Origin of the sequence: Mesorhizobium sp. M7A.T.Ca.US.000.02.2.1, from assembly GCF_003996995.1 — a bacterium.
In the GTDB taxonomy this organism is placed as follows: Bacteria; Pseudomonadota; Alphaproteobacteria; order Rhizobiales; family Rhizobiaceae; genus Mesorhizobium.
Genome location: NZ_RZTT01000148.1, coordinates 1 through 13,020 on the forward strand (window position 1 = coordinate 1; position 13,020 = coordinate 13,020).

Below are 13,020 nucleotides of genomic sequence, written 5' to 3' on the forward strand. Positions count from 1 at the left end.
GCACAAGGAAGATTTGGAAACGGGTTCGCGCGCGGCCGTGCTTGGCGGCGTCACCGCCGTGTTCGAGATGCCCAACACCAATCCTTTGACCACCAGCGAGGCAGCGCTTGCCGACAAGGTTCGGCGCGGCACGGATCGCATGCATTGCGATTTTGCCTTCTGGGTCGGCGGCACCCGCGAAAACGCTGGGGATGTCGGAGAGCTGGAGCGGTTGCCGGGCGCTGCCGGGATCAAGGTGTTCATGGGTTCGTCCACCGGCGACCTGCTGGTCGAGGACGACGAAGGTGTCGCCTCGATCCTGAGAAACACGCGCCGCCGTGCCGCCTTTCATTCGGAAGACGAGTTCCGGCTGCGCGAGCGCCTTGGCGAACGCATCGAAGGCGACCCGGCATCGCACCCTGTCTGGCGCGATGAAATCGCCGCCTTGCGCTGCACCGAACGGCTTGTGCGCATCGCTCGGCAAGCGCGCGCCCGCATCCATGTCCTGCACATCTCGACGGCCGAGGAGATTGTGTTCCTCGAACAGCACAAGGATGTCGCGACCTGCGAGGCGACGCCGCATCATTTGACGCTGAGCGCCGACGACTATCTCAGGCTTGGCACGCTGATCCAGATGAACCCACCGGTGCGCGCCGCGCGCCACCGCGCCGGCGTCTGGCATGGCATTGCGCAAGGCATTGTCGATGTGCTCGGCTCCGACCACGCGCCGCACACGCTGGCCGAGAAGGCAAAACCCTATCCGGCCTCACCGTCGGGGATGACCGGCGTGCAGACGCTGGTGCCGATCATGCTCGACCACGTCAATGCCGGCCGGCTGACCTTGCAGCGCTTCGTCGACCTGTCTAGTCATGGCCCGCAGCGGATCTTCGGCATGGCCAGGAAAGGCCGCATCGTCGCCGGCTATGACGCCGACTTCACCATCGTCGACATGATGCGGCGCGAGATAATCACCAATGCGCAGGCCGGCTCGAAAGCCGGCTGGACGCCTTATGATGGCAGGGAAGTGACGGGTTGGCCGGTCGGCACCGTCATTCGAGGCCGACGTGTCATGTGGGAGGGCGAAATCGTCACGCCAGGCCAGGGCAAAGCGGTGGAGTTTTCCGAGGCATTGCCCGTCTAGGCTCCCGGATCTTTGCAAGGGCAGAGGCAGAAAGCTCAATCCCCGGCGACGAAGAACGACCACTGTCCGGCAGGCGTGATGCCGACACGGTAGAAAATATAAGCGCCGAACTGCTTCATGTCATTGAAATCGCCGGCGGTGACGATCTTGAAGAGCTCGACCCGCTGCTTGGCGTCCAGCTTGTCCAACGGCAGGGCGAAGAAATACGGCCACACATAGAGTTCTTGTGGCGTGCCGGCATCGAGGTGGACGTAGCCGGCATTAAGCACCTCCTCCAGGATGGCCAGAATCTCCTGACCGTCTGGGTCGCCGGAGAGGCCCTTGAGGAAGGCGATGGCGTCGCCGTCTATGTCGGTCAGCGATATCTGTGTCATGCTCTCGCCCGTGCCGATCAACGGCCGCAGCTTTTCGATATCGCCGCCCTTGCAGGCTTCGACGATCAGATCGTGCATGCGCCGCACCGGTTCCGGCAGCTTGCCGAGATCGTAGACGACCTCAGGCACCGGCGTTTCCGGATCGACACGCGGTCTGGTCACGCCGCCATCCGCCGGACTGTCCGGCTCGGCTTCGGCAGGAGCAGTCGGCTGGCTGGCCGGCGGCGGTGTTCCGACCGGATTGGGCATTGGCACGGCGCTTCCGGGGGGCGACATGTCGTCGTCGGCCGGCGGCGTGACTGTCGGGGGGAGCTCTTCGCGCTTGATTTCGCTCAGTGCATACACGGGGCTGCTCGCGAGACACACAAGCAGGGGAATCGCGGCACAGCAAGCGGCGAAGGAGATGCGAAGGACCAAGCCACACGGCTTGCCTGACATCGAAAAACTCACTGCCCGTTTCTCCCTGCTTCCGGGCATGACGCCCGAGCGGCATGTTGCCGTCAAAGAACCGGACGTCGGTTCAGTGCCGTAGCCGTTCAGGTTCGAAGGCGCCAGCAATCACCTTTTCACGCATACGGTCGAGCAGGGCAAGGGCCGAGGTCTCGCCATTGGCGCGCAACATCTCGCCGAAGGCTGTTTCGAGCGCTGCTTCGGCAATGATCTCGGGCTCTATCCCGGCGGAGAGACCTTCCGCCCAGGCCTCGCTGTGGCTTTCCACGGCGGTCAGGCGTTTTTCTTCCCTGACCAGCGCGTCGATGTCGTTGACACCATGTTCCATAAGCGAATGTCCACCCTTTCAAGCTGCGATCCGTCGATGTGGATCAGGCCTGATCTGTTCATTTCACACGCAGGGACAATTAAGTATTTGTAAATACGACATTTTTTTGATCGTCTTTTACAAAGCCCAATTGCCTTGTGCGAAGCTGCGTTCAGTCCGAGTCAAACTTAGCCGATTGGGGCGGCCTGCGGGGCGAAAACCTTCAGTTTGAGTTAATTCCGCTTTCGTGCGGTAAGGTTTCGTTAATACTGTTGCAGAAGTGCAACATGAGGATTGCACCAAGAGATCGCCAGGCACAAGCCGATATATCGGCTAATGCCCAGCAATGATCCGGATAGTTGTTGATGAGCGAGTGCCTAGTTGCCGTAACGCGAGGCGATATCGCGAGACAGCGTCTCGCCTTCCTTCATGTAGCGGCTGATGGCTTCGGTCGCCGAGGACGTACACCGCGTATAGGTGCCGCCGAAGGAGCGGTAGCCGCGATTGAAGCTGGCAATGAAGCGGGCGCGCCGCTCGGCGTCCGGATTTTCCGAATCGAGCAGTTTTGTCATTTCGACACGCCACTGGTCGCCCTTCTCGCCGCACAGATTGCGGAGGAAATGCAGCGAGCCCAGAACCTCCGCCAGCCGCATCAACCCAGGCTCGAACGGCGATTCGGCGCTGAGCGCGGGCCGTATCGAAACGGTCGCGCCGACCGCAAGGCACACGGCGAGGAGCATGGACGGACGGTTCATAAGCCTTCTCTACCCAACGGCGTGGCTCTGCCAAACAGGATAAGTCTTTGTGGCGAAACAATTTGTCGCCTGCAAGGCGGTTTTCAGGGCTTCGGCCCGTCGTCTCCGTCGGGTTCCAACAACTCCTCGGCCACGGCGAACACCGAGCCGGCGAGCGGCAATGCCGCCATCTCGCTGAGTGTATAGAAGGCCGCCGTCTCTGCGTCGTCGCTGGCTACCGCCTCGCCGCCGGCATAGGCGGCGCCGAAGACCGTGAGGAGATAATCGACCGGGTGGCTGTCATCCCTGCCGTCGATGTGGATTTCCCGCAGCGGGCAATAATTTGTGGCGCGCAAACCGGTTTCTTCCTGAAGTTCGCGCTCTGCCGCTGCCTCCAGCGTCTCGCCGGGTTCGACCTTGCCGCCCGGAAAGGCATAGAGCCCTTGCGAGGGTTGCCGGGCTCGCTTGACCAGAAGCACGGTGTCTGCACGCACGACGGCGACCGAGACTGCCGGAAGTGTCTTGCGCGCTTCGTTCATGGGTTCCCGATCAGGCGTGTAGGCAGGTCTGTTGTGGACCGCCCAGCATGGGCAAGCTTTAGCGGTTGCGCAATGCCGGTTGCACCGGCACTTTCAGGAACCGAACCTTTCAAAGGGCGCCAATCGACCATGTGCGGACGTTTTGCCTTGACCGCGACGCCGGACCAGACTGCCGCCTTGCTAGGCTTGGCGGAACTGGAGGATTTCCCGGCGCGCTACAACATCGCACCAACCCAGCCGATCCTGATGGCGGTCGCCGGCCCCCCGCGGGCGCCGGGCTCCAATTTGCCCGACCGGCAGCCAATGCTGGTGCGCTGGGGGCTGATCCCGACCTGGGTCAAGGATACCAGGGAGTTTCCGCTGCTGTTCAACGCGCGCTCCGAAGGGGCTACCGAAAAGGCGTCGTTCAAGGCCGCCATGCGCCATCGCCGCGCCTTGGTGCCGGCTTCCGGCTTTTATGAATGGCGGCAAACCGGCGGCAAGAAAGGCCAGCCTTACTGGATACGCCCAAGGCATGGCGGGCTGGTCGCCTTCGCCGGACTGATCGAGACCTATGCCGAGCCGGGCGGTTCGGAAATGGACACCGGTGCCATCCTGACTATCAACGCCAATGCCGATATCGCGCATATCCACGACCGCATGCCTGTGGTGATCGACCCCAGGGATTTCGCCCGTTGGCTGGATTGCCGCACGCTCGAACCGCGTGATGTCGCCGATCTGTTGCGGCCGGCTCAACTCGATTTCTTCGAGGCCATTCCCGTCTCCGACCTGGTCAACAAGGTCGCCAACACCGGACCGGAGATTCAGGAGCGGGGCGAGATCGGGCCGGAGCCCGAAAAGGTCAAGCGCCAGAAGCCCGGCGCGGACGACAATCAGATGACGTTGTTCTAGCTGAACTGTTCTTCAGCGACGTATGTCTGCGCCATTTGCCAGGCGCCCTTGGCGCCGGGCCGCACACCACTTCAGGCGGCGCGGGGCGACACGATCTTCTGCACCGGCTTTTTCTTCTTCGCGGTGTGAAGGAGGGCGGCGACGATCGCGGCCGGGCCGATCGCGCGGTAGTGGTTGGCCAATGCCGGCTGCTTGGCTCGGTTGGCTTCCTGCTTGGTTCGGGGCATGTCTCTCTTCCCAGGTAACATTTTCGTGTCTGCGTTTGATGGCCGATTCTGACCAAATCGTGACGCCTGCTGATCTAGCCGGCGAATGTTTCATGACTGTGCCGACATGTTTAATAAAATGTTTCAGTGCATCATTACCTGTGATCCAGCGACGTTTTTGCCGAAACTTGCGACTTGACGGCAACACATGCCAAGGCGATAAAGCCGCCCATGAAAACGTCTTTCGCCATTTGTGGCATTTGCATTATTGGCTAGCCTCGCGCTGGTCCGGACGTTTTCGCCTCATCTTTCCCCAGATTGGACAAACGCCCCGGCCAGCAGGCTGGAGCCTGATTTGCGTTTCGCGCAGGGCTGGCTTCGTCAAATTGAGTTCTGAACCGGGAAGGCACGAATGTCCGACGCATCGCAGGGCCTGCACCTCTACAACACGCTGACGCGGACGAAAGAGGATTTCGTCCCGATCGATCCAGACAACGTGCGCATGTATGTCTGCGGCCCGACCGTCTACGACTTTGCCCATATCGGCAATGCCAGGCCGGTGATCGTCTTTGACGTGCTTTTCCGCTTGCTGCGTCACGTTTATGGGCAGGCGCACGTCACCTATGTGCGCAACATCACCGACGTCGACGACAAGATCAACGCGCGCGCTCTACGCGACTTCGGCGGCGAGATCGCTTCCGGAACATTTTCGCTCAACGAGGCGATCAGGCGGGTCACCGAAAAGACCGCCGATCAGTTCCATCGGGACGTGGCGGTTCTCGGCTGCCTGGAGCCGACGGTCGAGCCGCGCGCCACCGAATTCGTCGAGCCCCGCGCCGACGGCAAAGTCGACATGATCACCTTGATTCAAAGCCTGATCGAACGCGGCCATGCCTATGTTGCCGCGGGCGAAGTCCTGTTCGACACCGCGTCGATGCCGGACTACGGCCAGCTGTCGAAGCGCAATCTCGACGAGCAACTGGCCGGTGCTCGCATCGCCGTCGACGCGCACAAGAAAAATCCCGGCGATTTTGTGCTGTGGAAGCTGTCGTCGCCGGAGGAGCCTGGCTGGAATTCGCCATGGGGCAGGGGTCGGCCGGGCTGGCACATCGAATGCTCGGCAATGTCGGCCGCCTATCTCGGCGAGGTGTTCGACATCCATGGCGGCGGCCTCGACCTGATCTTCCCGCACCATGAGAACGAGATCGCCCAGTCGCGCTGCGCCCATGGCACGGACGTGATGGCCAACATCTGGATGCACAACGGCTTCCTGCAGGTCGAAGGTCAGAAAATGTCGAAAAGCGTCGGCAATTTCTATTCGATCAACGAGCTGCTCGAGACCGAGACGTTTGGCGCCCGCAAATGGCCGGGCGAGGTGCTGCGGCTGGCGATGCTGATGACGCACTATCGCGAACCGATCGACTTTTCCGTGCGCAAGCTGGAAGAGGCCGAGAACACGCTGCGCAAATGGAAGCGGGCGGCCGACCTTGCGCCGGCCGCCGCAGGACTGCTGCCCGTGCAGGTCATCGATGCCTTGTCGGACGATCTCGCAACCTATGCCGCCTTCCAGGTCTTGACGCAATTGGCTGGCGAGGCAGCGGACGGCAACGATGCGGCGGCTGCGCTGAAGGCGTCGCTGCTGTTCCTCGGCTTCGATGTCGCGTCGGCGACGGTTGATGAAGACCACGTCGCCAAGGCAATCGCCAAGCGTCTCGCATTCATCGCCGCCAAGAACTGGGCCGAGGCCGACCGCATCCGCGACGAACTGCTGGCGCAAGGTGTACAGTTGAAGGACGGCAAGGATCCGGTCACTGGCGAGCGCATCACCACCTGGGAGGTAAAAAGATGATCGACCATCTCGGCATCACCGTTGCCGATTTCGACGCTTCGAAGGCTTTCTATGACAAGGCGATGGCCCCGCTTGGTGCGGCGCTGCTTTACATGGTGCCGCTGGAATATACCGGGGGTGCCAAGGTCGGCGGCTATGGCCGTGACCGGCCGGTGTTCTGGCTGAGTACCGGCAAGGACAAGCCCAGGGATCACCAGCACGTCGCCTTCACGGCGCGCAGCCGCGGCGAGGTCGATGCCTTCCATGCCGCAGCCCTTGCCGCCGGTGGCAAGGACAATGGCGGGCCAGGCCTGCGGCCGCATTATCACCCGAGCTACTATGGCGCCTTCGTCTTCGATCCCGACGGCAACAATGTCGAGGCCGTCTGCCATGTCCCGGAGTGAGCGGTGATGAGCCTCGACAACCGGCCGGTCTACACCGGCGGCTGCCAGTGCGGCGCGGTGCGCTTTCGCGTTGAAGGCGCGCTCGGCGACGCTTCGGTCTGCCATTGCCGCATGTGCCAGAAGGCGTTCGGCTCGTTCTATGCGCCGCTGGTTTCGGTGCGTGGCGCCCGGCTCGACTGGATGCGCGGCGAGCCGAAATACTTCCGTTCCTCCAACCATGTCGATCGTGGCTTTTGCGCCGATTGCGGCACGCCGCTGACCTTCACCGCGCCGGATGGTGTTGGCCTCGCCATCGGCGCGTTCGACAATCCGGCGGAGATCGTGCCGCTGATCCAATGGGGCACCGAGGCAAAGCTGCCTTATGTCGATACGATCCCGCAATTGCCGGGCGAGGAGACGATGGCCGACGTGTCGTCGGCCTCTTATCTGGCGGATCTCGTCTCCTATCAGCATCCGGACCACGACACCGAACAATGGCCGCCAAAGGAAAGATCATGACCGATCAGGTAAGAACCGGCGGCTGCCAGTGTGGCGCCGTGCGTTTCCGCATTCATGGAGCGCTCGGCCGTCCATCGATCTGCCATTGCCGGATGTGCCAGAAGCAGTTCGGCTCGTTCTTTGGTGCACTGGTCACGGTGCCCAGGGACGGCGTCGAATGGACCCATGAAGAGCCGAGCTATTTCCAGTCGTCGGTCAACATCGATCGTGGTTTCTGCGCCCGCTGCGGGACGCCGCTGACCTACCGGCAGCCCGGTGGACTTGAGATCGCTATCGGTGCCTTCGACGACCGCTCCGATCTTGCCCCGCAGATCCAGGTCAACTACGCCGCGCGGCTGCCCTGGGTGGAGACGATCTTCGATCAGCCCGTCCACCAGGATCCTGATTATTACAACAGGCAGGAATCCATCATCTCCTTCCAGCACCCAGACCATGAAACAGCGGACTGGCCGACCAAAGGTTTGCAGCTATGAGCAGTCAATTGCGTACGCTTTATCCCGAGATCGAGGCGTTCGATTCCGGCATGCTGGATGTCGGCGACGGCCATCAGGTCTACTGGGAGCGTTCGGGCACGAGGGGCGCCAAGCCGGCGGTGTTCCTGCATGGCGGGCCGGGCGGCACCATTTCCCCAAAACACCGGCGGCTGTTCGACCCGAAGCTCTACGATGTCATCCTGTTCGACCAGCGCGGCTGCGGAAAATCGACGCCCAACGCCTCGCTCGAAGCCAATACGACCTGGCACCTGGTCGCCGACATCGAACGCCTGCGCGAAATGGCCGGCTTCGACAAATGGCTGGTGTTCGGCGGCTCCTGGGGGTCGACGCTGGCGCTCGCCTATGCCGAGACGCATCCCGATCGCGTCAGCGAGTTGGTGGTGCGCGGCATCTACACGCTGACGCGTGCGGAACTCGAATGGTACTATCAATTCGGCGTCTCGGAAATGTTCCCGGACAAATGGGAGCGCTTCCTGGCGCCGATCCCGGAGGCCGAGCGCGGCGACATGATGGCTGCCTACCGCAAGCGGCTGGTCGGCACGGATCGCAAGGCGCAGATCGAGGCGGCCCGCGCCTGGAGCCTGTGGGAAGGCGAAACGATCACGCTTTTGCCCGAGCCGGAGACCAGCGGACCATTTGGGCAGGACGACTATGCCATCGCCTTTGCCCGCATCGAGAACCACTATTTCGTCCATGCCGGCTGGCTGGAGGAAGGGCAGTTGCTGCGCGACGCGCACAAGCTGGCTGACATTCCCGGCACCATCGTCCATGGCCGCTACGACATGCCGTGCCCGGCGCATTATGCCTGGGCGCTGCACAAGGCCTGGCCAAAGGCGGATTTCCACCTGATCGAGGGCGCCGGTCATGCTTATTCGGAGCCGGGGATTTTGGATCGGCTGATCCGCGCGACGGACAAGTTTGCAGGCAAATGACCATGACCCGCGAGCGCCTCTATCTCTTCGACACCACATTGCGCGATGGCCAGCAGACCCCTGGCATCGACTTTTCCGTCGAGGACAAGATCGCCATCGCGAAACTGCTCGATGCTTTTGGCCTCGACTATGTCGAAGGTGGCTATCCCGGCGCCAATCCGACCGACACCGCCTTCTTCCAGGAGAAACGTACGTCGCGCGCCAAATTCGTCGCCTTCGGCATGACCAAACGGGCTGGGGTGTCGGCTTCCAACGATCCCGGCCTTGCGTCACTCGTGCAATCCAAGTCGGATGCCATCTGCTTCGTCGCCAAGAGTTGGGACTACCATGTCCGTGTCGCGCTCGGCTGCACCAATGAGGAGAACCTCGACGCCATCAAGGCCTCCGTCGAGGCGGCGATCGCCGCCGGCAAGGAGGCGTTGGTCGACTGCGAGCATTTTTTCGACGGCTTCAAGGTCAATCCCGATTATGCGCTGGCCTGCGCCAGGACCGCCTATGATGCCGGCGCGCGCTGGGTGGTGCTGTGCGACACCAATGGCGGCACGCAGCCATCGGAAGTCCGCGCCATCGTCGAGAAGGTTATTTTATCAGGTATTTCAGGCGATCATCTCGGCATCCATGCCCATGACGACACCGGCCAGGCGGTCGCCAATTCGCTTGCCGCGGTCGAGGCCGGCGTGCGCCAGATCCAGGGCACGCTCAATGGCATCGGCGAGCGCTGCGGCAACGCCAATTTGATCTCGATCGTGCCGACGCTGGCGTTGAAACCGGCCTTCGCCGATCGTTTCGACACCGGTATTTCGGCTGAGGCGCTGACCGGCATTTCGCGCCTGTCCCGCGCCTTCGACGAACTCCTGAACCGAGCGCCAGAGGCACAGGCCCCCTATGTCGGGGCCTCTGCTTTCGCCACCAAGGCAGGCATCCATGCCTCCGCGCTGGCCAAGGAGCCGGCGACCTATGAGCATGTACCCCCGGAAACGGTCGGTAACCGCCGCCGCGTCATGGTTTCGGACCAGGGCGGGAAGGCCAATTTCCTCGCCGAGTTGAGGCGGCGCGGCATCGAGGTGCCGAAGGACGATCACCGGCTCGACGCGCTGATATCAGTGGTCAAGGAGCGCGAGGCCGAGGGCTACGCCTATGAGGGTGCCGATGCCAGCTTCGAGCTCCTGGCACGCAAGATGCTGCACGGCCTGCCGGAGTTCTTCAACGTCACCTCGTTCCGCTGCATGGTCGAGCGCCGCTTCGACGCCAACGGCCAGCTGAAGACGGTCTCCGAAGCGATCGTCAAGGTGGTGGTCGACGGCGAGGAGAAGATGTCGGTGGCCGAGGGGCATGGCCCGGTCAACGCACTCGACATCGCGCTGCGCAAGGACCTCGGCAAATTCCAGGGCGAGATCGCCGACATGGAGCTGGCCGACTTCAAGGTGCGTATCCTCAATGGCGGCACCGAGGCGATCACCCGCGTTCTGATCGAATCGCATGACGGCACCGGCGCGCGCTGGTGGACGGTCGGCGTTTCCGAAAACATTATCGACGCCTCGTTCCAGGCGCTGATGGATTCCATCGTCTACAAGCTGATGAAGAACCGCGAGATGGCCGGACTGGTGGCCGCCGAATAGGGTTGAACCATCAGCGAAAGTCCATTGATCCATCAGAACTTTGCGATGGTCTTGCCAAGGTGACTGGGCCATAGCGTTGGCCCATGGCCACTGAAGCAATTACCCTGGACGCGGATTCCAAGGCCCGGCGCGGCTTTCTGCTGGCGCTCGGCGCCTATCTGCTGTGGGGATTGCTGCCCTTCTACATGAAGGCGGTCGCTCATCTGCCGCTCGCCGAAGTCATTGCCCATCGCATCGTATGGTCGGTGCCGATCGCCGCCGCCGTTCTGATCTGGGCCGGCCGCATGGCGGATTTTAAGGCGGCACTGCGCTCGCCGCGCACCATCGCCATGGCCGCGCTGACGGCGGCGCTGATCTCGGTCAACTGGGGCATCTATGTCTGGGCGATCGCTGTCGACCGCACCGTCGAAACCGCGCTCGGCTACTACATCAATCCACTGGTCAACGTCGTCGTCGGCGCGCTGTTGCTGGGCGAGCGGCTCGACCGGCTGCAGATCGCGGCGGTGGTGCTGGCGGCCGTCGCGGTCGCCGTGCTGACCGTCGAGGGCGGCAAGCTGCCCTGGGTGTCGCTGGCGCTGGCGTTTTCCTTCGCCGCCTACGCCTTCTTCCGCAAGACGTTGCCGATCGGACCGAGCCAGGGATTTTTGCTCGAAGTCCTTCTGCTGTCGGTGCCGGCACTTGGCTACATCGTCTATCTAATCGCGACCGAACAGGACCATATCGTATCCAGCAGTGGCACCGATACGGCATTGCTGATCGGCTGCGGTCCGGTCACAGCGATCCCGCTGCTGCTGTTTGCGTTCGGCGCGAGGCTGCTGCGGCTGTCCACCATCGGCATCATGCAGTACATCGCGCCGACCATTGTGTTTCTGATCGCCGTGCTGATCTTCGACGAGCCTTTCGGCACCACCCAGGCGATTGCCTTTGGCCTGATCTGGACCGCGCTCGCGATGTATTCCTGGTCGATGTTCCGTGGCCGCGAGATCCGGCCGGCGGTGCCGGCTGCAAGGTAAGGGTCCCCTATGTACCTGCTGCATATCGCCAACAGGAATTATTCCTCATGGTCGCTGCGGCCTTGGGTGTTGATGCGAGAGCTGAACATCCCGTTCGAGGAACGGCTGACGCCATTCCCGACCGCATCGAGTTGGGATCTGTACCGGCCCTTCTCGCCGAGCGGCCGCGTGCCGTGCCTGATCGACGATGGCTGGGCGGTCTGGGATTCGCTGGCCATCGTCGAATATCTGGCCGAACGCCACCATGGCGTGTGGCCTGTCGAGGCCAAGGCGCGCGCCTGGGCACGCTCGGCCGCCGCCGAGATGCATTCGAGCTTCACCGCATTGCGCGGGGCATGCCCGATGAGTTGCGGCCTGCGCGTAAAGCCATTCCCGATGTCCGATGCGCTGAAGCAGGACATCTTTCGCCTCGGCGATCTCTGGAACGATGGTCTTGCCCGTTTCAGCGGGCCGTTTCTGGCCGGCGCTCATTTTACCGCCGTCGACGCTTTCTTTGCCCCGGTGGCGTTCCGCGCCCAGTCCTATGGGCTCTCCTTCGAGGGTGCGGCTGCGGCTTATCCGGCGCAATTGCTTGCCCTGCCGGCGATGCGCGAATGGTATGCGGCTGGCTTGGCCGAGACCTGGCGCGAGCCCGACCACGAAGCGGAAGCCGCCGCCGCCGGCACCGTCATCGAGGATCTTCGCGCCTCGGCGTGAAAGTCGCCGGGCGGGCGTTACATCTGTCCGAGCCGCCTGACAAAGAGATAGGTCGCGCCCGCGATCACCATCGCTACCGCCGTCGCCACCCAGAAGCCCATTGGCGTGTCGACCAGCGGCAGGCCGCCGACATTCATGCCGAACAGGCCCGAGATGATGGTCATCGGCAACAGCACCGCCGTCATCACCGACAGTACGTACAGCAGCCGGTTCGACTGCGTCGTCAGCTTGGCCATAAGCTCGTCCTGCAACAGCCGGGCGCGTGCCTGCAATTGTTCGCCATCATAGTGCAGCGTCTGCGCCCTGTGTGAAAGACGCGCGGCCATGTCGTTGATGCTGTCGGGCAGGTCGTTACGGTGCGAGTGGTCGAGATGGCGAAACAGATTGGTCAGCGTCGCCATCTGCCTGTGGATCACCACCAGATGCCGGCGCGCGTCGACGAGGGATTGCCGTTCATTGTGCCATGCATCGCAGACGATGCGATCCTCGATCCCGTCGAGGCTGTCGCCGAGTGCCGCAAGTTCAGCCACCATGCCGTCAAAAGACTGGCCGACAACCGCCTCGATCAACTCGGCCGGCGAGCGGAACTTGCGCGATCCATTCTCGATCGCCTTGCGGATGTTGTCGACCGACTGCAGCGGTTGCTTGCGGGCGCCGACCAGCATCGTGTCGTTGAGCGCGAAGCGGAAATGGCCAAGCCCGCCCGCTTCCGCCGAATAGTCATGGCGCAGGTCCGGCAGATCGCCATAGAGCCAGTCGTTCTCGAGGTCGATGTGGCAGCCATGGCTGGCGGACAGGAAAGCTTCGCGCACCGGTGCCGGCAAAGCCTGATCGGCGCCGATCTCATGGCGGGCCCGCATGTCGGAAAGCTGGTAGCTGCGCCATGTCCAGTGCGCGGCGGTGGCGTCCCTGGGT

16 protein-coding genes are annotated in these 13,020 nt (G+C 62.7%); 10 read left to right on the plus strand and 6 right to left on the minus strand.

What is annotated here, in order from left to right; translation table 11 throughout:
* Positions 1-1,120 (plus strand): dihydroorotase (locus EOD15_RS15850; protein WP_127408620.1); only part of this gene is annotated, 1,120 nt, incomplete at its 5' end.
* Positions 1,121-1,155: 35 nt separating this feature from the next.
* On the opposite strand, the gene EOD15_RS15855 is transcribed toward EOD15_RS15850, so the two are convergent.
* The 4 genes from EOD15_RS15855 to EOD15_RS15870 form a co-directional block, all read right to left on the minus strand.
* Positions 1,156-1,944 (minus strand): hypothetical protein, encoded by a 789-nt coding sequence (locus tag EOD15_RS15855; protein ID WP_164761968.1) that lies wholly within the window; start codon positions 1,942-1,944, stop codon positions 1,156-1,158.
* A 70-nt stretch (positions 1,945-2,014) separates the two neighbouring features.
* The gene (locus tag EOD15_RS15860) at positions 2,015-2,272 is read right to left on the minus strand and encodes a hypothetical protein (protein ID WP_008874920.1); all 258 of its coding nucleotides are present in this window, start codon (positions 2,270-2,272) and stop codon (positions 2,015-2,017) included.
* 356 nt (positions 2,273-2,628) lie between these two features.
* A complete protein-coding gene (locus tag EOD15_RS15865) occupies positions 2,629-3,006 on the minus strand; it encodes a TIGR02301 family protein (protein ID WP_127322208.1) in 378 nt (125 codons plus the stop codon).
* A gap of 83 nt (positions 3,007-3,089) precedes the next feature.
* On the minus strand, positions 3,090-3,524 hold the full coding sequence (locus tag EOD15_RS15870; protein ID WP_127322207.1) for an NUDIX hydrolase: 435 nt from the start codon (positions 3,522-3,524) through the stop codon (positions 3,090-3,092).
* A 129-nt stretch (positions 3,525-3,653) separates the two neighbouring features.
* Here EOD15_RS15870 and EOD15_RS15875 point away from each other — a divergent pair, with 129 nt between their 5' ends.
* Positions 3,654-4,415 carry an SOS response-associated peptidase gene (locus tag EOD15_RS15875; protein WP_127322206.1) on the plus strand — a complete coding sequence of 254 codons (762 nt, stop codon included), beginning with the start codon at positions 3,654-3,656 and terminating at the stop codon, positions 4,413-4,415.
* A gap of 71 nt (positions 4,416-4,486) precedes the next feature.
* Here EOD15_RS15875 and EOD15_RS15880 read toward each other — a convergent pair whose 3' ends face one another.
* Positions 4,487-4,642 (minus strand): hypothetical protein, encoded by a 156-nt coding sequence (locus EOD15_RS15880; RefSeq protein WP_081738801.1) that lies wholly within the window; start codon positions 4,640-4,642, stop codon positions 4,487-4,489.
* Positions 4,643-5,033: 391 nt separating this feature from the next.
* Here EOD15_RS15880 and cysS point away from each other — a divergent pair, with 391 nt between their 5' ends.
* From cysS to EOD15_RS15920, 8 genes are all read left to right on the plus strand, one after another.
* The gene (gene cysS, locus EOD15_RS15885) at positions 5,034-6,470 is read left to right on the plus strand and encodes a cysteine--tRNA ligase (RefSeq protein WP_127408621.1); all 1,437 of its coding nucleotides are present in this window, start codon (positions 5,034-5,036) and stop codon (positions 6,468-6,470) included.
* On the plus strand, positions 6,467-6,853 hold the full coding sequence (locus EOD15_RS15890; RefSeq protein ID WP_127321044.1) for a VOC family protein: 387 nt from the start codon (positions 6,467-6,469) through the stop codon (positions 6,851-6,853). The genes cysS and EOD15_RS15890 overlap by 4 nt, the downstream gene beginning before the upstream one ends.
* Before the next feature lie 6 nt (positions 6,854-6,859).
* Entirely contained in the window at positions 6,860-7,351 is a 492-nt protein-coding gene (locus tag EOD15_RS15895) for a GFA family protein (RefSeq protein WP_127321043.1), read from the plus strand.
* On the plus strand, positions 7,348-7,824 hold the full coding sequence (locus tag EOD15_RS15900) for a GFA family protein (RefSeq protein ID WP_027038010.1): 477 nt from the start codon (positions 7,348-7,350) through the stop codon (positions 7,822-7,824). The genes EOD15_RS15895 and EOD15_RS15900 overlap by 4 nt, the downstream gene beginning before the upstream one ends.
* On the plus strand, positions 7,821-8,777 hold the full coding sequence (gene pip / locus EOD15_RS15905; protein WP_127321042.1) for a prolyl aminopeptidase: 957 nt from the start codon (positions 7,821-7,823) through the stop codon (positions 8,775-8,777). The genes EOD15_RS15900 and pip overlap by 4 nt, the downstream gene beginning before the upstream one ends.
* The gene (cimA, locus tag EOD15_RS15910; RefSeq protein ID WP_185929006.1) at positions 8,774-10,396 is read left to right on the plus strand and encodes a citramalate synthase; all 1,623 of its coding nucleotides are present in this window, start codon (positions 8,774-8,776) and stop codon (positions 10,394-10,396) included. Before pip ends, cimA begins: the two co-directional genes overlap by 4 nt.
* A gap of 83 nt (positions 10,397-10,479) precedes the next feature.
* Complete coding sequence (gene rarD / locus EOD15_RS15915; RefSeq protein WP_127321040.1) at positions 10,480-11,409, plus strand: EamA family transporter RarD; 930 nt, start codon at positions 10,480-10,482, stop codon at positions 11,407-11,409.
* Between the two features lie 9 nt (positions 11,410-11,418).
* Complete coding sequence (locus tag EOD15_RS15920) at positions 11,419-12,105, plus strand: glutathione S-transferase family protein (RefSeq protein ID WP_127321039.1); 687 nt, start codon at positions 11,419-11,421, stop codon at positions 12,103-12,105.
* A gap of 17 nt (positions 12,106-12,122) precedes the next feature.
* Here the strand turns inward: EOD15_RS15920 and EOD15_RS15925 are convergent.
* Positions 12,123-13,020 (minus strand): transporter (locus tag EOD15_RS15925; RefSeq protein WP_127408622.1); only part of this gene is annotated, 898 nt, incomplete at its 5' end.

Excerpts from the sequence above, each read along its gene's own strand:
- EOD15_RS15895 (WP_127321043.1), top strand. The coding sequence starts at position 6,860 with ATGAGCCTCGACAACCGGCCGGTCTACACCGGCGGCTGCCAGTGCGGC.
- pip (WP_127321042.1), top strand. The coding sequence starts at position 7,821 with ATGAGCAGTCAATTGCGTACGCTTTATCCCGAGATCGAGGCGTTCGAT.
- rarD (WP_127321040.1), top strand. The coding sequence starts at position 10,480 with ATGGCCACTGAAGCAATTACCCTGGACGCGGATTCCAAGGCCCGGCGC.
- EOD15_RS15890 (WP_127321044.1), top strand. The coding sequence starts at position 6,467 with ATGATCGACCATCTCGGCATCACCGTTGCCGATTTCGACGCTTCGAAG.
- cysS (WP_127408621.1), top strand. The coding sequence starts at position 5,034 with ATGTCCGACGCATCGCAGGGCCTGCACCTCTACAACACGCTGACGCGG.
- cimA (WP_185929006.1), top strand. The coding sequence starts at position 8,774 with ATGACCATGACCCGCGAGCGCCTCTATCTCTTCGACACCACATTGCGC.
- EOD15_RS15880 (WP_081738801.1), bottom strand. The coding sequence starts at position 4,642 with ATGCCCCGAACCAAGCAGGAAGCCAACCGAGCCAAGCAGCCGGCATTG.
- EOD15_RS15865 (WP_127322208.1), bottom strand. The coding sequence starts at position 3,006 with ATGAACCGTCCGTCCATGCTCCTCGCCGTGTGCCTTGCGGTCGGCGCG.
- EOD15_RS15875 (WP_127322206.1), top strand. The coding sequence starts at position 3,654 with ATGTGCGGACGTTTTGCCTTGACCGCGACGCCGGACCAGACTGCCGCC.
- EOD15_RS15920 (WP_127321039.1), top strand. The coding sequence starts at position 11,419 with ATGTACCTGCTGCATATCGCCAACAGGAATTATTCCTCATGGTCGCTG.
- EOD15_RS15900 (WP_027038010.1), top strand. The coding sequence starts at position 7,348 with ATGACCGATCAGGTAAGAACCGGCGGCTGCCAGTGTGGCGCCGTGCGT.
- EOD15_RS15870 (WP_127322207.1), bottom strand. The coding sequence starts at position 3,524 with ATGAACGAAGCGCGCAAGACACTTCCGGCAGTCTCGGTCGCCGTCGTG.
- EOD15_RS15860 (WP_008874920.1), bottom strand. The coding sequence starts at position 2,272 with ATGGAACATGGTGTCAACGACATCGACGCGCTGGTCAGGGAAGAAAAA.